This is a genomic window from Mycobacterium dioxanotrophicus, assembly GCF_002157835.1.
Taxonomy (GTDB): Bacteria; Actinomycetota; Actinomycetes; order Mycobacteriales; family Mycobacteriaceae; genus Mycobacterium; species Mycobacterium dioxanotrophicus.
The window spans coordinates 982196-1005931 of record NZ_CP020809.1; the positions used below are offsets into that span (position 1 = coordinate 982196).

General features: G+C 68.3%; 22 protein-coding genes. 10 read left to right on the plus strand and 12 right to left on the minus strand.

Annotated elements, in window-relative coordinates; all coding sequences use genetic code 11:
* Window positions 1-67: 67 nt before the first annotated feature.
* Complete coding sequence (locus BTO20_RS04645) at window positions 68-1030, plus strand: cation diffusion facilitator family transporter (protein ID WP_087073788.1); 963 nt, start codon at window positions 68-70, stop codon at window positions 1028-1030.
* An 18-nt stretch (window positions 1031-1048) separates the two neighbouring features.
* Window positions 1049-1498, plus strand: coding sequence for an SRPBCC family protein (locus tag BTO20_RS04650; protein WP_087073790.1), 450 nt, complete (start codon window positions 1049-1051; stop codon window positions 1496-1498).
* Here the strand turns inward: BTO20_RS04650 and BTO20_RS04655 are convergent.
* From BTO20_RS04655 to BTO20_RS04680, 6 genes are all read right to left on the minus strand, one after another.
* Entirely contained in the window at window positions 1495-3720 is a 2226-nt protein-coding gene (locus BTO20_RS04655) for an AAA family ATPase (RefSeq protein ID WP_087073791.1), read from the minus strand. The genes BTO20_RS04650 and BTO20_RS04655 overlap by 4 nt on opposite strands.
* Entirely contained in the window at window positions 3717-4580 is an 864-nt protein-coding gene (gene pssA / locus BTO20_RS04660) for a CDP-diacylglycerol--serine O-phosphatidyltransferase (protein ID WP_087073793.1), read from the minus strand. Before pssA ends, BTO20_RS04655 begins: the two co-directional genes overlap by 4 nt.
* A complete protein-coding gene (locus BTO20_RS04665) occupies window positions 4577-5275 on the minus strand; it encodes a phosphatidylserine decarboxylase (protein WP_087073795.1) in 699 nt (232 codons plus the stop codon). The genes pssA and BTO20_RS04665 overlap by 4 nt, the downstream gene beginning before the upstream one ends.
* Window positions 5276-5299: 24 nt before the next feature.
* The gene (gene moeA / locus BTO20_RS04670; protein WP_198344256.1) at window positions 5300-6487 is read right to left on the minus strand and encodes a molybdopterin molybdotransferase MoeA; all 1188 of its coding nucleotides are present in this window, start codon (window positions 6485-6487) and stop codon (window positions 5300-5302) included.
* 28 nt (window positions 6488-6515) lie between these two features.
* Entirely contained in the window at window positions 6516-7940 is a 1425-nt protein-coding gene (locus BTO20_RS04675) for a threonine/serine exporter family protein (protein ID WP_232491036.1), read from the minus strand.
* A gap of 79 nt (window positions 7941-8019) precedes the next feature.
* Window positions 8020-8943: an SDR family NAD(P)-dependent oxidoreductase gene (locus BTO20_RS04680; protein WP_087073799.1), complete on the minus strand. Its 924-nt coding sequence runs from the start codon at window positions 8941-8943 to the stop codon at window positions 8020-8022.
* Window positions 8944-8979: 36 nt separating this feature from the next.
* Between BTO20_RS04680 and BTO20_RS04685 the strand changes: the two genes are divergently transcribed.
* From BTO20_RS04685 to BTO20_RS04695, 3 genes are read left to right on the plus strand one after another with little or no spacing between them, the layout of a single operon-like run.
* Window positions 8980-9474, plus strand: a complete 495-nt coding sequence (locus BTO20_RS04685) for a PH domain-containing protein (protein ID WP_087073800.1) — start codon at window positions 8980-8982, stop codon at window positions 9472-9474.
* Between the two features lie 50 nt (window positions 9475-9524).
* Window positions 9525-10943 (plus strand): PH domain-containing protein, encoded by a 1419-nt coding sequence (locus tag BTO20_RS04690; protein WP_087081610.1) that lies wholly within the window; start codon window positions 9525-9527, stop codon window positions 10941-10943.
* Between the two features lie 25 nt (window positions 10944-10968).
* Window positions 10969-11784 (plus strand): HAD-IIA family hydrolase, encoded by an 816-nt coding sequence (locus tag BTO20_RS04695; protein WP_087073802.1) that lies wholly within the window; start codon window positions 10969-10971, stop codon window positions 11782-11784.
* Between the two features lie 77 nt (window positions 11785-11861).
* On the opposite strand, the gene BTO20_RS04700 is transcribed toward BTO20_RS04695, so the two are convergent.
* Together BTO20_RS04700 and BTO20_RS04705 are read right to left on the minus strand one after the other, a co-directional pair.
* Window positions 11862-13568 (minus strand): DEAD/DEAH box helicase, encoded by a 1707-nt coding sequence (locus tag BTO20_RS04700; protein ID WP_087073804.1) that lies wholly within the window; start codon window positions 13566-13568, stop codon window positions 11862-11864.
* Between the two features lie 73 nt (window positions 13569-13641).
* Entirely contained in the window at window positions 13642-14136 is a 495-nt protein-coding gene (locus BTO20_RS04705; RefSeq protein WP_087073806.1) for a cupin domain-containing protein, read from the minus strand.
* A gap of 96 nt (window positions 14137-14232) precedes the next feature.
* On the opposite strand from BTO20_RS04705, the gene BTO20_RS04710 reads away from it, so the two are divergent.
* Window positions 14233-15006 (plus strand): polysaccharide deacetylase family protein, encoded by a 774-nt coding sequence (locus BTO20_RS04710; protein WP_087073808.1) that lies wholly within the window; start codon window positions 14233-14235, stop codon window positions 15004-15006.
* Here BTO20_RS04710 and BTO20_RS04715 read toward each other — a convergent pair.
* Window positions 14993-15919 (minus strand): SDR family NAD(P)-dependent oxidoreductase, encoded by a 927-nt coding sequence (locus BTO20_RS04715; RefSeq protein WP_087073810.1) that lies wholly within the window; start codon window positions 15917-15919, stop codon window positions 14993-14995. The two genes, BTO20_RS04710 and BTO20_RS04715, sit on opposite strands and share 14 nt — an antisense overlap.
* Window positions 15920-16026: 107 nt before the next feature.
* Here BTO20_RS04715 and BTO20_RS04720 point away from each other — a divergent pair, with 107 nt between their 5' ends.
* From BTO20_RS04720 to groL, 4 genes are all read left to right on the plus strand, one after another.
* The gene (locus tag BTO20_RS04720; protein WP_087073812.1) at window positions 16027-16575 is read left to right on the plus strand and encodes a TetR/AcrR family transcriptional regulator; all 549 of its coding nucleotides are present in this window, start codon (window positions 16027-16029) and stop codon (window positions 16573-16575) included.
* 10 nt (window positions 16576-16585) lie between these two features.
* Window positions 16586-17419 carry an LLM class F420-dependent oxidoreductase gene (locus BTO20_RS04725; protein ID WP_087073814.1) on the plus strand — a complete coding sequence of 278 codons (834 nt, stop codon included), beginning with the start codon at window positions 16586-16588 and terminating at the stop codon, window positions 17417-17419.
* A gap of 9 nt (window positions 17420-17428) precedes the next feature.
* Entirely contained in the window at window positions 17429-17986 is a 558-nt protein-coding gene (locus tag BTO20_RS04730) for a hypothetical protein (protein WP_087073816.1), read from the plus strand.
* 217 nt (window positions 17987-18203) lie between these two features.
* Window positions 18204-19829 carry a chaperonin GroEL gene (groL, locus tag BTO20_RS04740; RefSeq protein WP_083167571.1) on the plus strand — a complete coding sequence of 542 codons (1626 nt, stop codon included), beginning with the start codon at window positions 18204-18206 and terminating at the stop codon, window positions 19827-19829.
* Between the two features lie 130 nt (window positions 19830-19959).
* Here groL and BTO20_RS04745 read toward each other — a convergent pair whose 3' ends face one another.
* The 3 genes from BTO20_RS04745 to BTO20_RS04755 all read right to left on the minus strand — a co-directional run bounded on the left by BTO20_RS04745 (window position 19960) and on the right by BTO20_RS04755 (window position 23692).
* Window positions 19960-21420, minus strand: a complete 1461-nt coding sequence (locus BTO20_RS04745) for a PE-PPE domain-containing protein (protein WP_087073818.1) — start codon at window positions 21418-21420, stop codon at window positions 19960-19962.
* Between the two features lie 146 nt (window positions 21421-21566).
* Entirely contained in the window at window positions 21567-21944 is a 378-nt protein-coding gene (locus BTO20_RS04750; protein WP_087073820.1) for a hypothetical protein, read from the minus strand.
* The gene (locus BTO20_RS04755) at window positions 21941-23692 is read right to left on the minus strand and encodes an N-acyl-D-amino-acid deacylase family protein (protein WP_087073822.1); all 1752 of its coding nucleotides are present in this window, start codon (window positions 23690-23692) and stop codon (window positions 21941-21943) included. Before BTO20_RS04755 ends, BTO20_RS04750 begins: the two co-directional genes overlap by 4 nt.
* Between the last annotated feature and the right edge of the window lie 44 nt (window positions 23693-23736).

The following is a 23736-nucleotide window of genomic DNA, read 5'->3' on the forward strand; positions in this document are numbered from 1 at the left end:
GACGGTAATCGTGGAGACGGCTGCGTGCAGGCGAAGCCGCAGCTGTTCCGGCACTAGTGTTCACGATATGAGTGACTCCGGCGACGAAAGTTTTCTCACCGTCGTCGTCGCGCTCGGCGCCAACGCGCTGATCGCGGTCGCCAAGACCGTGGCCGCCGTGGTGACCGGCAGCGCCTCGATGCTGGCCGAGGCCGCCCATTCCTGGGCCGACACCGGCAACGAGGTGTTCCTGCTCATCGGCACCCGCAAGTCGAACAAGCCCGCCGATGCCGAGCACCGCCTCGGCTACGGCAGGGCCGGCTACATCTGGTCGATGTTCGCAGCTGTCGGCCTGTTCACCGTCGGCGCGGTGGTGTCGATCTGGCACGGGATCCAATCGCTGGGCGGGGAAGCCGAAGCCACGTCGTACGGCTGGGCGTACGCGGTGCTCGCGGTGTCCTTCGTGTTGGAGGGAACCTCGTTCCTGCAGGCCTTTTCGCAGACCCGCTCAGGTGCGGTGCAGCGGCGGATCCATCCGTTGCGCTACGTGCGCGTGACGTCGAACCCGATGCTGCGCGCCGTCTTCGCCGAGGATCTGTCGGCCCTGATCGGTATCGTGATCGCGGCGTCGGGCATCCTCGCGCATGAGCTCACCGGGAACGTGGTCTGGGACGCGATCGGTTCCATCCTGGTGGGTCTGCTGCTCGGCGGCGTCGCGCTGTTCCTCATCGGGCGCAACATGGATTTCCTCACCGGGGAAGCGGTCACGCCGCTGGCCCGCAACAACGCCCTGCTCGCGCTGCGCGAACACCCCGACGTCGAGCGGGTCAGTTATCTGCACATGGAGTGGGTCGGCGCTGACCGCATCTACCTCGTCGCCGCGGTCGACCTGGTCGGCGACGCAGCCGAATCCAATGTCGCGGCTCGGCTCGGCGGCATCGTCGACGCGCTTCAGGCCCGTCCACAGATCGTGCGGGCGGTGCTGACGCTGACCCGGCCGGGCGACACCGCCGACCTGCTGCCCGACGAGCTGCCTGACTGGTACCGCTGAGTCGGGTTGAATTGGGGCGTGGCCGAAACCAATCCTCAGATCGTCAGCGCCAGCCGGGAGATCGCCGCTCCGGCGGCAACCATATTCGAGCTGATCGCTGACCCCGCCCAACAACCACGCTGGGACGGCAACGACAACCTGGTGCAGGCAGACGCGGGGCAGCGAGTGCACGCCGTCGGCGACGTGTTCACCATGACCCTCACGGTCGGTGCTGTGCGTGAGAACCACATCGTGGAATTCGAGGAGGGCCGGCGGATCGCGTGGCGCCCCTCGGAGGTCGGCCACGAGCCGCCGGGCCACCTGTGGCGCTGGGAGCTCACGCCGCTCGACGACGGGCGCACCGCCGTCACGCACACCTACAACTGGACAGCGCTGACCGACGAGAAGCGTCTGGTGCGCGCCCGGGCCACCACGGCGGACAAGCTGCTGAGCTCCATCGACCGGTTGGCTGCGCTGGCCGAGGGTTAGCGCCCGGCGGCGAACGCGCGCAACGCCGCCACCTGGGCGGGATCCAATGAGGGACGGACGGTTTCGCGGGCCTTCGCGACGTCGGCCGCGGTGACGTCGGCTGCGTCGATCGAGCGGCGCATCGCCGTCAGCGCCGCCTCCCGCAGCAGCGCCACACAGTCGGCGGCGCTGTAGCCGTCCAACTCAGAGGCCAGCGCGTCCAACTCGACATCGGCCGCCAGCGGTATGGATTTGCCTGCGGTACGCAGGATTTCACGGCGGGCCTCGGCATCGGGCGGCTCTACGAACACCAGCCGCTCGAGGCGCCCGGGCCGCAGCAACGCCGGGTCGATGAGGTCGGGCCGGTTGGTGGCGCCGAGCACGACGACGTCGCGCAGCGGATCTATGCCGTCGAGTTCGGTCAGCAGCGCGGCCACCACGCGATCGGTCACCCCGGAGTCCACACTCTGCCCACGCCGGGGTGCCAACGCGTCGATCTCGTCGAGGAACACCAGCGACGGCGCCGAATCGCGGGCCCTGGCGAACAGTTCCCGGACTGCCTTCTCCGACGAGCCGACCCACTTGTCCATCAGCTCAGCACCTTTGACGGCGTGCACGGACAGCCGCCCGGAGCTCGCCAGAGCGCGCACCAAGAATGTCTTGCCGCATCCGGGCGGCCCGTACAGCAGCACACCGCGCGGCGGCTGCACGCCCAGCCTGGTGAACGTGTCGGGGTGCTGCAACGGCCACAGCACGGCCTCGGTCAGCGCCTGTTTGGTTTCGACCATGTCGCCGACATCGTCGAGGGTGACCGCACCGACCGAGACCTCTTCTGACGCCGATCGGGACAACGGCCGGATCACCGTCAGCGCCCCGGCCAGATCTTCTTGTCGCAGAACGGGTTCGGCGCCGTCGGAGCTGGCCCGCGCGGCGGCCCGCAGCGCACCCTCGCGCACCACGGCAGCCAGGTCGGCGATCACGAAACCGGGTGTGCGGTCGGCGATGTCGCCCAGATTCAAGTCCACGGACGGCACCCCGCGCAGCAGCACCTCCAGCAGAGCCTTGCGGGTCGCCGCATCCGGCAGGCTCAACCCGAGCTCGCGGTCGCACAGATCGGGTTCGCGCAGCCGGGGATCGACAGACTCGGGTCGGGCCGAGGTCGCGATGAACGCCACCCCGCGGGTGGCCACGGCGCTGCGCAGCTCCGCGAGGATCAGGGTGGCCACCGGATCGGCCGGCCGGTCGGTGCCCGCCGGCAGCAGCGCGTCGACGTCGGTGATCAGCAGCACCCCGCCCCCGTCACGCACGGCCTGCACCGCGGCAGCCACGCGTTTCAGCCGCTCCTCCGGGTGCAGCGCGCCCACCTCAGGGCCGTCCAACTCGACGAGCCGCCGCGAAGCGCACACCACCCGTACCATGGTGGCCTTGCCGACGCCGGCCGGACCCGACACCAGAACCCCGAGGTTGGCTGTGGCGCCCAGGGTTTCGAGCAGTCTGGGCTCATCGAGGGACAGCTTGAGCCACTCGGCCAGCTTGGCCGCCTGCAGGTGCTTGCCTTTGAGATCGTCGAAGCTGACCGCCGCGTCGGCCCGGGCGGGGCTGATGGTGTGCCGGCCCGCGGCGTCCGGGGCCGCGGCGGCAACCGGAGCGACGGCGACACCCTCGCCCCACGACACCACCGAATTCGGCTGCACGCTCACCGGACCGGCCGGGTCAACCCCCGTCACGGTCAGCAGCTCGGAGGTCCAGGTGATGCCCACCGAAGAGGCCAGCGCATTGGTGGCCGCCGAGGTCGAGGTGCCGGGGCCGAGGTCACGCGGCAGCAGCGACACCGTGTCACCGACCGTCATCACCTTGCCCAGCAGCGCCAGCCGCAGCGTGGCCGACGAGATCGACTGGGTGGCCAGCTTGGACCCCGAAACCGTCACCGACCTGGCGCCGTACACCGTCACCGGCGCCACGATCACCGTCGCGTCCTCGCGCAGCCCGGCGTTGGAGAGCGTGACGTCGTCGAGCAGCGCCGTGCCCGTCGGTGTCCCCGGCGGGGCGATACCTGCCACCGCGGCGGTGGTGCGCGACCCGGTCAGCGCCACCGCATCCCACTCGCGCAGACCGAGTGCGGCAAGAACCTCGGGGTGCAACCGCACCACGCCGCGGCGCGCGTCGAGCGCGGAGGTGTTCAACCGGGCGGTCAGCCGAAGATGGCTGGGCGCCGAATCCTCGCCGACGTCGACCGTGGTCACCTCAGCGGGGGCTTCCGCAGCCCCAGGCGCGCCATCGAGCGCCGGTGCGGCTGGGCGCGACGGATGGCACGGCGTTGGGCGCGGCGCTGCCGCGGCTTGTCATCCCACGATTCCGGATGCGCGGCCACCCAGTGTTTGGTGCGCACCGCGAACGGGATGTGGATCACGTAGGCCACGGCGATCACCATGATCACGATGTAGCCGTAGAACACCGAGGCCGCCACGCCGATGGCCACGAGGGCCAGCAGGGGCGCCACCATGTTCGGCGACACCGTGAAGGTATGGATCTTGCGCATGGGAATGCGGCTGACCACCAGTAGCGAGACACCGATCATCCAAACGATCACCACCCATTCGGCGGCCACACCGTCCCACCAGGGCCCCGGGAACTGCATCTTGGCCGCCAGCGGCACGATCGTCCCGATCGCGCCGGCCGGAGCAGGCATCCCGACGAAGTACTCCTTCTCGTACGCGGGCTGATCCACGTCGAGCAGCGCATTGAACCGCGCGAGCCGCAGCACTATGCACACCGCGTAGAGCAGGACGACGATCCAGCCCAACTGCGAGTGGGACAGCAGCGTCGCGTACACGATGAACGCCGGTGCCACACCGAAATTCACCGCATCGGCCAGCGAGTCGATCTCCTCGCCCATCTTGGAGGTGGCCTTGAGCATGCGGGCCACCCGGCCGTCGAGGGCGTCGAGGATCGCCGCGACCGCAAGGAACGCCATGGCCTGGGTCGGCAGCCCGTCCAGGGCCATCTTCACCGAGGTCATGCCCAAGCAGATGGCGGCGACCGTCAACGCGCTCGGCAACATCCGGACCGGCATCGCAGGAGGTTTGATGCGGGCCTTGATCATGGCAGCTCCGCCAATACGGTTTCGCCGGCCAGCGCCCGTTGGCCCCGGCTGACAAGCAGTTTGGACCCGGCGGGCAGGTAGGTGTCCAGGCGTGAGCCGAACCGGATCAATCCGTAGGTTTCGCCGATGGCCAGTTTGTCGCCGACCCGCGCGTCACACACGATCCGGCGCGCCACCAGGCCCGCGATCTGCACCGCGATCACCTGGACGCCTTCGGGGGTGCGGATGACCACGCTGTTGCGCTCGTTGTCTTCGCTGGCCGCTTCCAGTTCCGCTGAGTGGAACCGCCCGGGCCGGTGCGCCACGGCCACCACCTCACCGCCGATCGGGGCGCGCTGCACATGGGCGTCGAGCACCGACAGGAAGATGCTGACCCGCGGCAACGGAGTGTCTGGCAAACCCAGCTCGGCGGGCGGCACGGCGTCCTGGATCAGGCACACCAGGCCGTCGGCGGGCGAGACGACCACGCCCGGTCGCGTCGGGGGTACCCGTGGCGGATGCCGGAAGAAGGCCGCGTTCGCACCGGCCGCGAGCAGCCCGGTGCGCCGTATCCAGCGGTGATTGCGTCCCAGCGCGGCGATAGCAAGGCTGGCGCCGACGAACGGCAGGCCCGCGGAATGCATGGGTGGAACGCTGGAGCGCACCAGCGCCGCAAGGCGTTCTGGACCGGATTGGAGGTCGGGGCGTCTGGCCATCGGGAGGATTCTACGTGCGCCGGGTTATCTGAGGTCCCAGACCGGAACCGGTGCACCGGCGGCCAGTTCGGTGACGTCCTCGTCGATCTCGAGCAGGCAGTTCGCCGAGGCCAGCCAGCGCAGGTGATGCGATGCCGGAGGGCCGTAGCTGCTCACGCTGTCACCGGTCAGCACACCGCGGCGGAACTGTCGTTTCCCGCGCGGCGAGGTCAGATCCTCGGTGAGGAACGCGGCGCGGCGCGGGCGGTCCGGCTGGGGATGGCCCATCGCGGCGCGCAGCGGGCCCCTGATGAACACCTCGAAGGACACCAGGGCGCTGACCGGGTTGCCCGGCAGGGTGACGATCGGGGTGCCGTCGACCAGGCCCGAGCCCTGCGGCATGCCCGGCTGCATGGCGACCTTGACGAACTCGACCTGGCCGGCCAGGGCATCTTTGACCACCTCGTACGCGCCTGCGCTGACTCCTCCCGTGGTGATGATCAGATCGACGTCCGCGGCATGCCCGGCCAGGGTGGCGCGGAAGGTGTCGACATCGTCGGCGGACATCGGTGCCACGGTCACCTCGGCTCCGGCATCGCGGACCGCCGCGGCCAGCATCACTGCGTTCGACTCGTAGATCTGGCCGGGGAGAAGCGGGATGCCGGGCGCCACCAGCTCGGTGCCCGTCGACATCACCAGCACGCGCTGCGGCGGCACCACCAGCAGGTCGGGCAGGCCCAGCGCGGCCGCCAGCCCCAGCGCGGCCGGGGTGACCAGCTGGCCGGCCTGCAGCACCGTGCTGCCCGCCGTGACGTCTTCCCCGGCGGTGCGGATGTGCTGCCCGGGCCGCACCGACGCCCGGATGGTCACGGTGTCGGTGGCGCCGTCGGTGGATTCCACCGGGACCACGGCGGTGGCGCCCGTCGGCAGCGGTGCGCCCGTCATGATCCGATGTGCGGTACCGGGTTTGAGTGTCAGCGGGTCGGTACGGCCGGCCGGGATGTCCTCGTCGACCGGAAGCCGGACCGGGTGCCGATCGGTGGCGTCGGTGAGGTCGGAGGCGACGACGGCGTAGCCGTCCATGGCCGAGTTGTCGAAGCCCGGCAGCGACAGCGGGGCGACGACGTCGGCGGCCAGTGCCAGGCCCAACGTGCGCACCAGCGGCAATTGTTGTGGCGCACGGGTTTTGAACAGCCCGGCGACGACGCTCTGATGCTCTTCAACGGTGCGCACGGCTATCACGATACTTTTCGTCCACCGGCTACGTGCGGCCCCGAGTCTGGCGGTGATGGAATCGCCGGGAACGCACCCGAAATGAGCTCCATTCACCGAGCGAGACGCCGGCGGCCAGCGCCGTGCTGATGGCCAGCGCACCCAGGACCGAGGAGAACCCCACGTAGCTCTGGTCGTTCAGGATCGCGTAGATGCCGTGCAGCAGCGACAGGCCCGGCAACAGCGGGGTGATACCCGCGATCGACACGAGCAGGGGTGGGGCCAGGTGGCGCCGCTCCATGAGCCGCCCGACCAGGCCGACGGGAACCGCCGCGATGAACGACGACATCACCGGACCCAGGCCGAGGCTCAGCCCCAACAGGTAACCGGCGATGGCGGTCGCCCCGCCGAAGGCCGCGGCGACGGCCGCGGTGCGTTCGGCATAGCAGGCCAGGGCGAAGGCTGCCGCGCTCGCCGCGCCGAACGCCACCCGAACGGGCCATTCGGCCAGCGCGGGCGGCGCCGTCGCGCCGATGTCGATGGCCGGGGCGCCGAACCGGTTGGCCAGGTGCAGCACCAGGGCCACCCCGGCGATCGTCGCGGCGGTCAGCATGAGCAGTTCGAAGAAACGGCCCGCTGCGGTGACGGGCGCACCCGCGATGACGTCGCCGACCGAACCCACCAGCGACAGGCCGGCGAGGATCACCACCAGCCCGGCCGCGATGGCGATCGGCGGCTCGAACGGTATGCCCTTCTTGAGACACAGCCAGAAGACGAGCAGTGGTGGCGCCGTCGCGATCACGCCGCCGATGGCGTACTGGAAGAAGAACGGCAGCCCCTGCTTGTTGAGGCGGCGGTTCACGCGGTCGATCAACATGGTGCTCAACGCACTGACCAGACAGACCAGCAGGCTGCCGCCCAAGGTGCCGGCGGTCGCGAACGCCAGTGCGCCCCAGGCGAGTGTCGCGACCCAGCGCTTGTAGGGATGCGGGGCCGTGATGATGGCGTCCAGCTCGGTGTGCGCATCGGCCGGGCTCAACTTCTGCGCGGTGATCTGCCGGATCAGCCTGCCGAGCGCAGCCAGCCGAGTGAAGTCCATGGACCTGGAATGGACGATGTGCATCGAGCTCGCCGGCGGCAGCGCGGGCCCGCGGTACACCGCGATGTGGATCGCGGTGTTGACGACGTCGACTTCACAATGCTCGATGCCGTACGCCGACACGACCTTGATGACCTGGTGCGCAGTGGCGATCGCCGGGGTGCCCGACGCCATCAGCAGCGATCCGATGGTGCCCGCGAGATCGAGCACCGCGCCGACCCGCGCATCGTAGAAGTCGTCCGGCGCTTTGCGGTCCGGTTTGATCAGCGGGAAGCTGTCCGTCGGCGCCTCGGTCTCCCGGACCATCCGGCTCAAGATTCTGCGTTGCCGGGCCCGCCGCGGAGGCTGGCCCGCCGGATCGCGGGTCAACGGCACAGCACTCCTTAGATCGGTTGTGTGTACCTGATATTCGATCACATCGGCACAGCCGGTACACGCGATCGGCGTGTCGCGGCTACACCGGATAACTGACGCCCGTGAGCTCCTCGGACACCGTCCACAACCGGCGTTGCAGCTCCGCATCATGCGACTGCTTGCTGGACTCGACCAGCTTGGGATGGCCGACCATCTCGCGGAAACCCGACGGGCCGTAGTACTGCCCGCCGCGCACGTCCGGGTCGGTGGCCGCCCGCAGCGTGGCGAGCGCGCCGACCGCGGGGCTGTTGGTGAACAGGCTCGCCAGTTGGTTGTAGCCGGGCAGTCCGGTGCCGGGGATGTGGCGCATGAGCTCGGTGTTCGACAAGCCCGGGTGCGCCGCAACGGCGATGGTCAGCTCGTTCTTTGCGGCCAGCCGGCGCTGCAGTTCGTAGGTGAACAGCAGGTTGGACAACTTCGACTGCCCGTACGCGGCCACCCGGTTGTAGCTGCGGTCCCACTGCAGGTCGTCGAAGTGGATGGCCGCCTGGATGCGGTGCGCGACGCTGGCGACCGCGACGACGCGTGAGCCTTCAACGGGCAGCAGATGATCCAGCAGCAGCCCGGTGAGCGCGAACGCGCCCAGATGGTTGGTGCCGAACTGCAGTTCGAAGCCGTCGACCGTGGTCTGCTTCGGCGGGTACATCACGCCCGCGTTGTTGATCAGCAGATCGATGCGGGGATAGGCGGCACGTAGTTCGTCCGCGGCGCTGCGCACCGAGTCCAACGAGCCCACGTCGAGCGCCTGCAGTTTGAGATCGGCCTTCGGTACGGCGGCGGTGATCCTGTCGACGGCTTCGCGGCCCTTGTCCAGGTTGCGCACCGCGACGACGACGTGCGCGCCCCTGGCGGCCAGCACGCGTGCGGTTTCGTAGCCCAGGCCGGTGTTGGAGCCGGTGACGATCGCGACCCGGCCGGACTGGTCCGGCACGTCGGCCTCGGTCCACTTTGCGTTGGCGCTCATGCGTCGACTCTACGGAGCATCGGGCATGCTCGAACCATGACACTTGTCGATCCGGCGTACCCGCCGAGTCGCAAGGCGCCGCTGGTGTGGGCGCTGGGTGCCGCCATCCCGTGGGCCATGCTGGTTCCGGCCCAACTGATCTGGCTGCTGGTGGACCGGCGGATGCTGTGGCTGCACGGCGTGGTGGCGGCCGCCAGTGTGGTGGCGATCGTGCTGTTCGTCGTGGTGGTGCCGCTGTGGCGGTACCGGGTGCACCGCTGGGATGTGCAGATCGATTCCCCGACGCCGGCGGTCTACACGCGGTCGGGTTGGCTCGTGCAGGAACGCCGCATCGCACCCATTTCTCGCGTGCAGACCGTCGACACCCATCGCGGGCCTTTGGACCGGCTGTTCGGCCTGGCCAACGTGACGGTGACGACGGCATCGTCGGCCGGCGCGGTGCGAATCGTGGCGCTCGACGCCGACGTCGCCGACCGCGTGGTCGCCCGGCTCACCGACATCGCGGCGATCGGCGAACAGGACGCGACGTGACCGAACACCTGCCCGACGGCCGGCCGCAGTGGAGCAGGCTGAGTCCGCGCATGCTGCTGGTTCATCCGGTTCATGAAGTGCTGCAACAGATTCCGCTGCTGGTCGGATCGGTGGTGCTGGGCTCGGCGACCGGAAACCCGCTGTGGACCGTCGCGGCGGTGGCGCTCATGGTGGCGTTCGGCCTGGCCCGCTGGTTCACCACCAGCTACCGGATCGAACCAGGGGAGGTGCAGCTGCGCACCGGTGTGTTGCAGCGCAAGACACTCTCGGTGCCGCGCAACCGAATTCGGTCGGTGTCCACCGACGCCCGGCTGCTGCACCGGCTGCTGGGCCTGACCGTGCTGCAGATCAGCACGGGCCAGGAAGCCAAGGGAGACACCAAGTTTGCCCTCGACGCGGTGGAAGCCGGAGAGGTGCCGCGGCTGCGGGCGATCCTGCTCGCCGATGCCGTGCCCGTGGCCGACGACGCCCCGCCCGGCCAGGAGCTGGCTCGCTGGCAGCCGTCGTGGCTGCGGTACAGCCCGCTGAGCTGGACCGGGCTGGCCATGATCATCACCGCCGTCGGAGTCCTGTATCAGGCGGGAATCGGTGTCGCGCTGGATAATTCGCAGTTGGCCCGATCCGGGCTGGACGTCGCCCAACGGTTGGGTGTGGCTGTCACGGTCGCCGTCGTGGTGGTGGCGCTGGTGACCCTGTCGGTGGTGCTCTCGGTGCTGCAATCCTTGATCGCCTACGCGAATCTGGTGCTGCGCCGCGACGCGGACGTGCTGCATCTACGGCACGGGCTGCTGCGGGTGCGCGAACACACCTACGACATGCGCCGGCTGCGGGGCGGCACGCTGCGTGAACCGCTGCTGGTCCGGATGTTCGGCGGGGCCCGGCTGGACGCGGTGATGACCGGCGTCGGCGGTGAAGGTCAGGCGTCGCTGCTGCTGCCACCCTGCCCGGCCGATACCGCCCGCGACGTGCTGACCGACCTCATCGAACAGCCCGACGCGGTGGCCGGGCCGCTGCGCTCCCACGGCCCGGCGGCCGTGCGCCGACGCTGGACCAGGGCGCTGGCGGTACCGGTGTTGGCCGTGCCGGTGCTGCTCGTCGTCGGGGTGCCGGCCTGGGTGTGGATCGGGTGGGCTGTAGCCACCGCGGGTGCGATCGCCGTGGCCGCCGACAGAGCCCGGGCGCTGGGGCACCGCGTGGACGAGGGCTGGCTGGTGGCGCGGGCCGGCAGCCTGGAACGCCGTCGCGACTGCCTGGATACGGCCGGCATCATCGGCTGGACCGTGCGGCAGACCCTGCTGCAGCGTCGCGCCGGGGTGGCGACGCTGATCGCGGCCACCGCGGCGGGGCAGAAGCACTACCGGGTCATCGACGTCCCCGCCGATCAGGCCTGGTCGATTGCGGCGTCGGCGACCCCGTGGCTGGCAGGCAGTGCCTGGTCGGAGGGCTTGGCGCGTCCTGACTTGCGCTGACCCGGCGGGCGTTTACTGTCGCTGCATGGCAATCGGTGGTGTGCTCTTCGACATCGACGGCGTGCTCGTCACGTCGTGGCAGCCCATTGCCGGGGCGGCCGAAGCGTTGCAGGTGCTCGAGGATCATCAGATCGCCCGGTCCTATCTGACCAGCACCACCACCCGCACCCGCGCGCAGATCGCCGAGTTGCTGACCGCCGCAGGCATGGACGTCGCGGCCGACGAGGTGATCACCGCCGCGGCGCTCACGGCGGACTACGTGCGCCACACATATCCCGACGCCCGATGTTTCCTGGTCAACAGCGGGCAGATCGGCGAGGACATGCGCGGCATCGACCTGGTGTACTCCACCGAGTTCACCGGGCCGCGGGCCCCCGAGACACCCGACGTGGTGTTGCTCGGCGGTGCCGGGCCGGAATTCAGCCATCTGACGCTGAGCTGGGTCTACGACTGGATGGTCCAGGGGGTCCCCGTCGTGGCCATGCACCGCAGCACCTCGTGGACCACCACCGACGGGGTGCGCGTGGACACCGGCATGTATCTCCTCGGCATGGAGGAGGCCTCGGGGCGCAAGGCCACCGCCGTCGGCAAGCCCGCGCCCGAGGGATTCCTGGCCGCGGCCAACCGGCTCGGAGTTAACGCCGACGAGATGTACATGGTGGGCGACGACCTCAACAACGACGTGCTGGCCGCCCAGGTGGTCGGCATGACCGGCGTGCTGGTACGCACCGGAAAATTCCGGCAGGCCACGTTGGACCGTTGGGCCGCAGACGAATTCGCGATGCAGCCCAATCATGTCATCGACTCGGTCGCCGACGTGCCCGAGCTGTTGGGCCTGTAGCCGGGCGCGGCCAGTTTGACGAAAATGACGTTGCCCGAGCGAAATCACTGCATTTGCGTCGAGTTCGCGGGCTGCAATCAGGCCTTGAGGTCACGCACCGCTTCGATGCGGGCCTTGAGCTGATCGGTGGTGGCCGCGGCGACCGGCGGCCCGCCGCAGATGCGACGCAACTCGTTGTGGATCCAGCCGTGTGGCTTGCCGGTGCGGTGATGCGCGATGGTCACCAACGCGTTGAGTTCACGACGCAATTCCCTGATCTGGCCGTGCGTGGTGCGCGACGGCGGCGGGCCGCCCGCGACCGCAGCCTCGGCCGTGCGCTTGTTGAGCTGTTCATCCTGCCTGCGGCGCAACAGGTCTCGCATCTGCTCGGCATCGAGCAGACCGGGGATACCGAGATAGTCGGCTTCCTCGTCACTGCCCGCCGGGGTCGCGGTGCCGAACGATGAGCCGTCGAAGATGACCTGGTCCAGCTCGGCGTCCGCGCCGAGGGACTCGAAGCCGTTCTCCAGCTCGCTCTTCTCGTCCTTGCGCTTCTCGGCGGCCTCGAGCGCCTCGTCGTCCAGCCCGTCGGATTCGCGGTGCGGCTTGCCCAGTACATGGTTGCGCTGCGCTTCCATCTCACTGGCCAGCATCAGCAGATTGGGCACCGACGGCAGGAAGATGCTTGCGGTCTCACCGGCCCGGCGCGAACGCACGAACCGGCCGATGGCCTGGGCGAAGAACAGTGGCGTCGACGCGCTCGTGGCGTACACGCCGACGGACAGCCGTGGCACGTCGACGCCTTCGGACACCATGCGCACCGCGACCAGCCACCGGCTGGTGCCTTCCGAGAACTGGCTGATCCGGTTCGAGGCGGCCGGATCGTCGGAGAGCACCACGGTGGGGGCCTCGCCGGTGATCTTGGTCAGCAGGTCGGCGTAGGCGCGGGCGGTGGTCTGGTTGGTCGCGATGATCATGCCGCCGGCGTCGGGCACGTGCTGACGCTTCTGCTGCAATCGTTTGTCGGCCGCGGCGATCACCGCGGGCATCCATTCGCCGGCCGGGTTCAGCGCGGTGCGCCAGGCCCGCGCGGTCTGCTCGGCCGTCAACGGCTCGCCCAGACGCGCGGCGTGCTCCTCGCCGGCACTGTCGCGCCAGCGGGCCTCACCTGAGTACGCCAGGAACACCACGGGCCGGACCACGCCGTCGGCCAGCGCATCGGAGTAGCCGTACACGTGGTCGGCCACGGATTGTTGGAAACCGGCGCTATCCGCTTCGTACTTGACGAAGGGGATCGGACTGTCGTCGCTGCGGAATGGGGTACCGGTCAGAGACAGGCGCCGCGTCGCGTCGTCGAAGGCCTCACGCATCGCGTCGCCCCAGCTCTTCGCGTCGCCGCCGTGGTGGATCTCGTCGAAGATCACCAGCGTCTTCCGATTCTCGGTACGCACGCGATGCCGGGTGGGGTGGCTGGCCACCTGGGCGTAGGTGACGACGACGCCGTGATACTCGGCCGAGGTCTGCGAATTGGAGTTGCTGAACTTAGGGTCCAGCGCGATGCCGTTGCGCGCTGCCGACTGCGCCCACTGGATCTTGAGGTGCTCGGTGGGCACCACCACGGTGACCGCGTCGACCGTGCGGTCGTTCAGCAGCTCCGCCGCGATCCGCAGCGCAAACGTGGTCTTACCCGCGCCGGGGGTGGCGACCGCCAGGTAATCCCGTGGCTTGGCGGTCAAGTACTTCACCAGCGCCTTGCGCTGCCAGCCCCGCAATGCCTGGGTGCTGGGCGCTGCATCAGCCCGCACCCGAGGACTCCTCTCAGTCGGAAAGCAGTCTAGGCCAGTGCCTTACGTCAGCGCATATCCGCAGGATGTGTCGTCAGATGAAGAAGTTGTCGTTCTTGATGAACCACTCGGTGCGTTCGTCGTCGCTCATGTCCGCCAGCTGGGCGAACCCCTCGAAGTAAACCTCGCGCGGCGCGCCCGGAGCAAACAGCATCAGCAACGATGTCGGCGCGTCGGACTCGTTGCGGAAGCCGTGGATCCCGCCCGGCGGCACATAGAGGAAATCGCCGGTGTTGCCGTCCATCCACTCGGTGCCGTCATAGAGCCGCACGTTGCCCGACAGCACGAAGAAGGATTCGGACATGGCGCGGTGGAAATGCGGGCCGGGGCCGCCGCCATTGGGGCTGATGTCCACCCGGTACAGGCCGTAATCGCCGTTGGTCTGTTGCTGATTGGCCAGATAGTGATACTTGACCAGGCCGAAGGAATCGTAGTCCGGTGGGTCGTCGGCGCGCCGGATCCAGGCGCTGACTTCCGGTTCGTCCTTGGTGTAGCGGGCCGGGGGATAGGGCGGCACGACAAGCGACACGCCTTCGAGCGTAGCCGCGTGCGGGCTCGAGGCCCGGCAGCTAATCCACAGTTCGCGGACACGTGAGGTTCAACCTGTGCGCCTACCATCCGCGATGTGATCACCCGGCGGGCTTTTCTGGCCGCCGCCGCTGTCGGTTCGTTGGCCGCAGCAGCCGGTGTGCCGCGCGCCCTCGCCAACCCGGTGGCACCTGACCCGGGCAGTGTCGCGGCGACCAATCGCGGCCGGGCCCCGACGCGGTGGGGGACCGCGCTGCCCGGCGTGCAGACATCGTTCGCGCCCAGTGGCCGCCAGATAGCGCTCACCTTCGACGCCTGCGACGGCGCCTGTGACGACGCGTTGCTCACCACGCTGCAGAACTACGGTGTGCCCGCGGTGTTGATGCTCAATTCACGCTGGATCGACCGCAACCCCGACCGGGCCGCGCAACTGGCGGCCAATCCGTTGTTCGAGATCGGCAATCACGGCACGCGCCATCTTCCGCTGTCGGTCACCGGGCGGTCCGCCTACGGCATCGCGGGCACGCGGTCGGTCGACGAGGTCGTGGACGAGGTGTGGCGCAACCACCAGCGGCTCACCGCGCTGACCGGCAGGCCGCCCGTCTGGTTCCGGCCGGGTACCGCGTACTACGACGACGTTGCCGTCGACATCGTCGGTCAACTCGGCGAGCAACCGCTCGGCTTCTCGGTCAACGGCGACGTCGGTGCGAAGGCGTCGGCGGCGGCGGTGCGTTCCAATGTCATGTCGGCGGCGCCCGGGTCCATCGTGGTCGCACACATGAACCACCCGAACTCGGGCACGCACGTCGGCATCGCCGACGCGATCCCGCAGATGCAGGCCGCCGGCTGGCAGTTCGTCACGCCGTCGTGACGTCCTGCAGGCTCGGGTAGCTCACCCCGGTCAGCTCCTCGGACACCGCCCACAACCGGCGCTGGGCGGCGGTGTCGTGTGATGCGGTGCTGGAGGCGACGACCTTCGGGTAACCGCGCTGCTCACCCAGGCCGTCCGGGCCGAAGTACTGCCCGCCGAGCACGCCCGGGTCGGTGGCGGCACGCAGCGTCGGCAGGGCGCCCATCGCAGCGCTCTGGAAGAGCGGTTCGGCCAGCCTGGTCACGGCGCCGACCAGCGGCGGCAGGTTGCGGGTGAGCTCGGTGCGCGATCCGCCCGGATGCGCGGCGGCGGCGATCGTGCGGGTGCCGGTGAGCCTGCGCTGCAATTCGTAGGTGAACATCAGGTTGGCCAGCTTGGCCTGGCCGTAGGCGCCGACGCGGCGGTAGCCGAGGTCCCACTGCAGATCGTCGAACCGGATGCCGCGCGCGAAGCGGTGACCGATGCTGCTGACCGTCACCACCCGCGAGCCCGCAGCGGCGAGCAGGCGGTCCAGGAGTAGACCGGTCAGCGCGAAATGTCCCAGGTGGTTGGTGCCGAACTGCAGCTCGAAGCCGTCCTGGGTGGTCGACTTCGGGGTGAACATCACTCCGGCGTTGTTGATCAGCAGATCGATGGTCGGATGGTCGGACTTGAGCGCATCGGCGGCCGCGCGGATCGATTCCAGCGAGGTCAGGTCGAGCTGCTGCAGGGCTACGCCGGCGCCTGGCGTTGACTGCTCGATCTCCCGCGCGGCGGCTTTGCCCTTCTCGACATTGCGGACGGCCAGGACGACGTGCGCGCCCTTGGCTGCCAGCGCCTTGGCGGTTTCCAGCCCGAGACCCGTGTTGGCGCCGGTCACGATGGCCGTGCGGCCCGTTTGGTCGGGAATGTTGGCGGTGGTCCAGTGGGACATGAGAGACTCCTTGTCGGGTAAAACGGAGTGAGCGCTCCGGTTGCGTACCACTATACGGAACGCACGCCCCGTTTTGTCAACGCTGGTGAGTGGTGAGGTGATTCACGATGCGCGCGGATGCTGCCCGCAACCGTGCCCGGGTGCTGGACGTCGCGTATGAGACGTTCGCAGCCGAGGGCCTGTCGGTGCCGATCGACGAGATCGCCCGCCGGGCCGGGGTCGGAGCGGGGACCGTCTACCGGCACTTCCCGGCCAAGGAGGACCTGTTCCGCGCGGTGGTCGCCGAACGGATCCGTCTCATCGTCGAGAAGGCGCGCACCCTGCTGGCCGATGCCGACCCCGCCGAGGCGCTGTTCCTGTTCCTGCGGGCCATGGTGCTGCAGTGGGGTGCGACCGACAAAGGCCTGGTCGACGCGCTGGCAGGGCTGGGTATCGATGTGAACGGCGTGGTACCCGAAGCCGAGGGCGAGTTCCTCGCCGCGATCGGCGAACTGCTCGCGGCGGCCCAGCGCGCCGGGGCCGTCCGCACCGACGTCACCGTTCCCGAAGTCAAGGCGCTGCTGGTCGGCTGCCAGGCCATGCAGAGCTACAACGCCGATGTGGCCGAGCGGGTCACCGACGTCGTCTTCGACGGTTTGCGGGCCCGCCCGGAGTAGCGTCGGCCACATGAAGTTCGGCATCGCGACCTTCGTCGACGACGACACCATCGATTCGGTATCTCTGGCGCGCGCGATCGAAGAGCGGGGCTTCGCATCGCTCATCGTCGCCGAGCACAGTCACATCCCCGCCAGCCGGGAATCGGCCTACCCCAGCGGCGGCGACCTGCCGGCGTACTACTACAACACGCTCGACCCGTTCGTCACGCTCGCCGCCGCCGCGGCGGTGACCTCCACGATCGAACTCTTCACCGGCGTCGCCCTGCTCATCCAGCGCGATCCGATCCATACCGCCAAGGAGGCCGCGAGCATCGACCTCATCTCCGACGGCCGCTTCGTCTTCGGCGTCGGAGCCGGTTGGAATCTCGAGGAGATGCGCGACCACGGCACCGATCCGAAGACCCGTGGCGCCCGCCTCGACGAGAGCATCGAGGCCATCAAGGTGCTGTGGACCGATGAACCCGCCGAGTATCACGGCAAGTACGTCAACTTCGACCTGTCGTACTGCCGCCCCAAGCCGGTTCAGCAGCCGCACCCGCCGATCTATGTCGGCGGCAACTCCGACGCCACCGTCAAACGGGTGATCCGGCACGGCGCCGGCTGGATCTCCAACGCCCTGCCGCGCGACGTGCTGGCCAACCGGATCGAGCAGATGCGCGACGGCGCCGGCCACGACGTTCCGCTGGCGATGTTCGGTACGCCGGTCGAGCCGGACTATTGGCGCGCGGCCGACGATCTCGGGTACGGGCAGCTCGGCCTGTTTCTGCCGTCGGTGGGTAAAGACGAGACCCTGCGCCTGCTCGACGACTACGCGGCACAGGTACAGCAGTACCAGTCCGGTTAGCCTCCACGGGTGAAGCGCAAGACCAACTGGTGGCTGGTCGCACTGATCACCTCCGCGGTGGTGTTGAGCTGTGTGGGCCTGGCGCTCGTGGTCGGATTTATCGGCTTCTTCGTGTTCTTCTCCGACGACGACAACGTCGGCCCGCATGAGCTCGACGCCAACGCGGCGGCCAAGGCCATGCAAGAGCGTCGGATCGGCATACCCGACGGATTCGCCTTCGAGGCCATGACGGCGATGCGCGTCTTCTCCGGAGCCGACGGATACACGGGCCGCTACGCGCCACCCGGACGCTTCGACGACGCGAAAAATGCTCTTGCTCAAGCCAATCCCGATTTTCCGGCGCTGCGACGCGCGACCTGCGCCGACGAGATCGTGCATCACGACTTCGCGGAATTCGACGGATTTCACTGCGACGCCGGCACCGAGCTGGTGGTCAGCACCCGGTCGCTGGACGGCGGGGATGTCCTGACCGACAACTACTCCGGGACCCCACCCGACGCCGAGACCATCCTGCTGACGCGCAACGGCGATCACGTCGAGCTCTTCGTGCTCTCGCGTGGGCATTGACGCGCGCACACCCGACGGCCACTCCGCTGAACGCGAACGCTCTTGCACTCACCCAGGGCGAGTGCTAAGAATGCAGTTGGCACTCTCGATCAGTGAGTGCTAGGTCGGGACGGTGAGACCGGGGCCGCACCTGCGGGAGCACACCCCAGTCGTCCGTCGCGGGCACTGAACCCGACTACAGAACGTGCGATCCCCTAACCGGAGGAATCACTTCGCAATGGCTAAGACAATTGCGTATGACGAAGAGGCCCGTCGCGGCCTCGAGCGGGGCCTGAACAGCCTCGCCGACGCGGTAAAGGTCACGCTGGGCCCCAAGGGTCGCAACGTTGTCCTGGAGAAGAAGTGGGGCGCCCCCACGATCACCAACGATGGTGTGTCCATCGCCAAGGAGATCGAGCTGGAGGACCCGTACGAGAAGATCGGCGCTGAGCTGGTCAAAGAGGTCGCCAAGAAGACCGACGACGTCGCGGGCGACGGCACCACCACCGCCACCGTCCTGGCCCAGGCCCTGGTTCGCGAAGGTCTGCGCAACGTCGCTGCCGGCGCCAACCCGCTCGGCCTGAAGCGCGGCATCGAGAAGGCCGTCGAGAAGGTCACCGAGACGCTGCTCAAGAGCGCCAAGGAGGTGGAGACCAAGGAGCAGATCGCTGCCACCGCCGGTATCTCCGCCGGTGACCAGTCCATCGGTGACCTGATCGCCGAGGCCATGGACAAGGTCGGCAACGAGGGTGTCATCACCGTCGAGGAGAGCAACACCTTCGGCCTGCAGCTGGAGCTCACCGAGGGCATGCGCTTCGACAAGGGCTACATCTCGGGCTACTTCGTGACCGACGCCGAGCGTCAGGAAGCCGTCCTGGAGGATCCCTACATCCTGCTGGTCAGCTCCAAGGTCTCGACCGTCAAGGACCTGCTGCCGCTGCTGGAGAAGGTCATCCAGTCCGGCAAGCCGCTGCTGATCATCGCCGAGGACGTCGAGGGCGAAGCCCTGTCGACCCTGGTCGTGAACAAGATCCGTGGCACCTTCAAGTCCGTCGCCGTCAAGGCCCCGGGCTTCGGTGACCGCCGCAAGGCCATGCTGCAGGACATCGCCATCCTCACCGGTGGCCAGGTCATCAGCGAAGAGGTCGGCCTCTCGCTGGAGACCGCCGATGTCGCGCTGCTGGGCCAGGCCCGCAAGGTCGTCGTGACCAAGGATGAGACCACCATCGTCGAGGGCGCCGGAGACAGCGACGCCATCGCCGGCCGCGTGGCCCAGATCCGTGCCGAGATCGAGAACAGCGACTCCGACTACGACCGCGAGAAGCTGCAGGAGCGCCTGGCCAAGCTGGCCGGCGGTGTTGCCGTCATCAAGGCCGGCGCTGCCACCGAGGTGGAGCTCAAGGAGCGCAAGCACCGCATCGAGGACGCCGTCCGCAACGCGAAGGCTGCCGTCGAAGAGGGCATCGTCGCCGGTGGTGGCGTGGCCCTGCTGCAGTCGGCTCCGGCGCTGGAGGAGCTCAAGCTCACCGGTGACGAGGCCACTGGCGCCAACATCGTGCGCGTCGCCCTGTCGGCCCCGCTCAAGCAGATCGCCTTCAACGGCGGACTGGAGCCGGGTGTCGTCGCGGAGAAGGTCACCAACTCGCCCGCCGGCACCGGCCTCAACGCCGCCACCGGTGAGTACGAGGACCTGCTGGCCGCCGGCGTTGCCGACCCGGTGAAGGTCACCCGCTCGGCGCTGCAGAACGCGGCGTCCATCGCGGCGCTGTTCCTCACCACCGAGGCCGTCGTCGCCGACAAGCCGGAGAAGGCCGCCGCACCTGCGGGCGACCCGACCGGTGGCATGGGCGGTATGGACTTCTAAGAAGTCGCCTGAGAAGGCCCGGTCCCGTTCGCGGGGCCGGGCTTTTTCGTGCGCGCGCCCAGTGGCCAGCTGTGCACGGATTTCAGCGGTTTCGCGTACACAACTGGCCACTGAGTGCCAGGAGGCTGCGTTACGCCGCGTCCTTGTCCTTCGCGGGTTGCTCGGTCTTCGGTTTGTCGTCGGGCTTGGTGGTCTTGGGCTTGACGAGGTTGGTCAGCGATTTGGCGGCATCCCGCAGCGACGGCAGTTTCAGCTTCTTGGTATCGGGTTGTGCCGTCGCAAGTTTCGGCACCTTCGGGGTGGTGGTCTGCTTCGGCAGATCGGGGAGCGACGGCAACTTCGGCAGGTTCAGCGTGATCGGTTTCTCGGGCAACTTGGTACTGGTCGGGGTGTCAACCGAATCCGTTGACTGCGTCGTCGTCGATTGCGTCGACGATTCAGTCGACGATTCAGTGGTGGACGTCAGATCCGGGGTGGGTTCGGTCGCGATCCCGCTGTGCACCGGTGGCGGCGGGTTCTGGAAGTTGTTGACGCCCTGCTGGACGGCCCCCGGCATGGCTGCCGCGGCCTCGACGAACTTCTGCGGCGGCGTGAACAAGCTGAACTGAGTGGGGGTGGCGGGGTTGGTGGTGCGGTCATAACCCATGTCGACGAGCACGCGCAGCACCGGCTCGACCGCATCGATGCCGCCCTGCGGCAGGCCCAGCGCGTCGGCCGCCTGGCGCGCAGGCATCAGCAGGGGCAGATGATCGGTGTGCACCACGTAGTAGGTGGTGGTGGCCTTACCCGGCTGATTGACGACGGTCTTGGTGGTGCCATCCGCGTAGTGGTAAGTCGTTGTGTCGCCGTTGATTTCATGGCTGACGGCATTGGCGTCGGAGTACTGGCTCATGTCGATGTTGTCGTAATTCGCGTCGGGGTGCACATAGACGACGGCAGCAGCGGCGTTTGCGAGTGACAACGGGTTGAAGTACGCCGGGAAGTCCCCGTAGGTGTCGTACTCCCGGGTGATGTCGGTGGTCGTGAACTGGTCGGGCCCCATGGCCCCGGTGGACTGGATGTCGGCGAAAGGCACGTAGAGCCACGGGAATCGAGCGAAGATGCCGCCGTTGGGCTTGTTGGCGTTGGCGATCAGGACGAACTCGATGTTCTTCGGTGCGTTCGGATCCGTCTCGAGCTGCTTTCGCTGTTTGTTGGTCACGACGGCGCCGAGGGAGTAGCCGACGACGACGACGTGATCGGTGGGCGTATCCGGGGAGTTCGCGCCCGTAATCGCCTGTCCGAGTTTGCCGTTGCCGTCGTTCACCGACTGCGCGAACGTCGGTGCGGTCAGTCCGCTGACCGGCCAGATCGCGGCCAGGTAGTGCACACCGTGCGCGTCGCTGTACTGGCCGTCGAGCTTGTGGTTGATGTTGCCGCTCGTCGGGTCGTTGTTGCCGCCGACGCCGATCACGTAGTTGGTCAGGGTGGCGGCGATGGTCGGGCTGTTCAGCGCGACCGGCGTGATCAGAACACAACTGGCGGCAACTGCCGCGGTACCGGCGACAGAACGACGAGCCGACCGCTTGTTACGCGCATGACAACCAGACATCCGGACCCTCCCCGCAAGCGCCAGCCGCGTCGCAGGCAAATCGTGACGCGTTGGTGGTCAGACACTAGCGACCGAGTTGCTTGGTGGAATCCGATTTGGGCAAACTTGCCCAGGGAACTTTCCGCAGTCTTTGCGAACGGAAACGCTCAGCGTTCTTCGATGGGCACGCAGTCGTGCAGGCAGCCACTGGTCGCCGCCTGCGACTCGGGTGCTGCTTTGCGGTGCAGCACCGCGCGGCTGGGGATGACCCGCACCTCATCGGCCGCCAGTTCGCCTGTCCCGTCCACGATCAGCGAGTAACCACCCGGTTCGCGGGGCGGCCAGATCACGGTGACGGCAGGGTGTTCGGCGAGATTGGCGCGGGTGTGCCGACCGGCAGTGCCGACGCCGATGACGCCGTCGGTCAGCACCGGGTCGACGGCCACGGTGTGTGCGCGGAAGTCGTCGCCGACGGTGATCAGGTAGGCGAAGGCGAAGTCTGCCAGCGCGTCGGCCAGCTGGTCCAGGTCCACCTTCACGCTCATGACGCGACCGCCGGGACGGGTTGCCTGCCGCGCACCAGCTTGCCCGGCCGGGCGTCGGTGGGTACGCCGTGCTCGGCGATGATCTGACCGGACACCACCGTGGCGACATACCCGTCGGCACTCTGGTCCAGCCGGCGTCCACCTGCCGGAAGGTCCTTGGCCACCACGGGCTTGTGCAGGCGTAGCGCGCCGGCATCGAGCACATTGAGATCAGCCTTGTAGCCCACGGCAATTCGCCCGCGATCCAGCAGATGTGCGACGCGTGCGGGAACCGACGTGAGCTGACGGATCGCCTCGGCCATCGACAGCCGCCCCGAGGCGCGGTCGCGCACCCAGTGCGTCAGCAGGTAGGTCGGGAAGCTTGCGTCGCAGATCATCCCGTAGTGGGCGCCGCCGTCGCCGAGGCCCAGCACCACGTCCTCGCGGCGGATCAACTCCGCAACGGTGTCCAGTGAACCGTCGCGGAAGTTGGCCAAGGTCACCAAGAGCATGGCGCGGCCGTCATCGTCGAGCAGGCGGTCGTAGGCCTCTTCCAACGGGTCGACACCGCGGGCGCGGGCTCGCGCTCCGATCGAATCCACCGGCGACGGTTCGTAATTCGGTGGGTCGCCCAACGGATACATGTAATCCCAGGCCTGCGCGGCGAACATCAACGGATGCCCGTCGCTGCTCGGCTGGTCGGTCAGAATGCGTTGTCGCACTTCGGGTTTACGCATCTCTGCGACACGCTCGGGCAACGGCAGGTCGGCGATCTGCCGGTACGACGGGTACATCACGAACGGGTTGCCCGAGAGCTCGAGCCCGAGCACCAGGCCGATGGGGCGGGGAAAGATCTGCGCCGTGACATCTCCACCGTTCGCGTTCGATTTCTGAACCATCCGCAGCGCGTCCTCGAAGAACGCCGGACCGGCATTGCCGATCGCCAGCGTGAAGGTCACCGGGAGGCCGACCTCGGAGGCTACGTCGAAAACGGTCTGTAGCGCGGGTTCGTAGTCACCCGCGACGAGATCGGGCACGAACTGGATCAGGCCGCCACCGGCGTCGTCGACGCCCCGGGCGATCGCCTCGATCTCGTCGTGGCCGGCATCGTAACTCGGAATCGGTTGTCCGCTTTGGGTTTTGTGGATCGTCAGCCGCGACGACGCGAAACCCAGCGCGCCGACCTCGACGGCCTCGGCGGCGAGTTTGCGCATCTGTGCCAGATCCTCCGGCGTGGCAGGGTCCCGATCCACACCCCGTTGGCCCATCACGTACACGCGCAGCGGCGAGTGGGGCAGCAGGGCGGCGACATCGATGTCGCGTCGGCCGGCGTCGAGAGTGTCGAGAAACTCGGGGAACGTCTCCCACGTCCATGGCAACCCGTCGACCATCACCACGCCGGGAATGTCCTCGACCCCGGCCATCACGTCGACCAGCACGTCGTGGTCCTCGGCCCGGCACGGCGCGAACCCCACACCGCAGTTGCCCATGACCGCAGTGGTGACGCCATGCGCCGAGGACGGCGTGAGCCGGTCACTCCAGATGGCCTGCCCGTCGTAATGGGTGTGCAGGTCGACGAATCCGGGTGTGACCACCAGGCCCGTGGCGTCGATCTCGCGCGCACCGGAACCGTCCACGGATCCGACCGCGACGATCACGCCGTCGCGCACCGCGACATCCCCGACATAGGGTTCGCCGCCCGACCCGTCGACGATCAGGCCGCCGCGGATGCACAGATCGAATGTTGCGGCGTCAGAGTCATAGCCCACCTAACCAACGTACGACGTCCCGCGCCGTAGGGGAATGTGTCGGT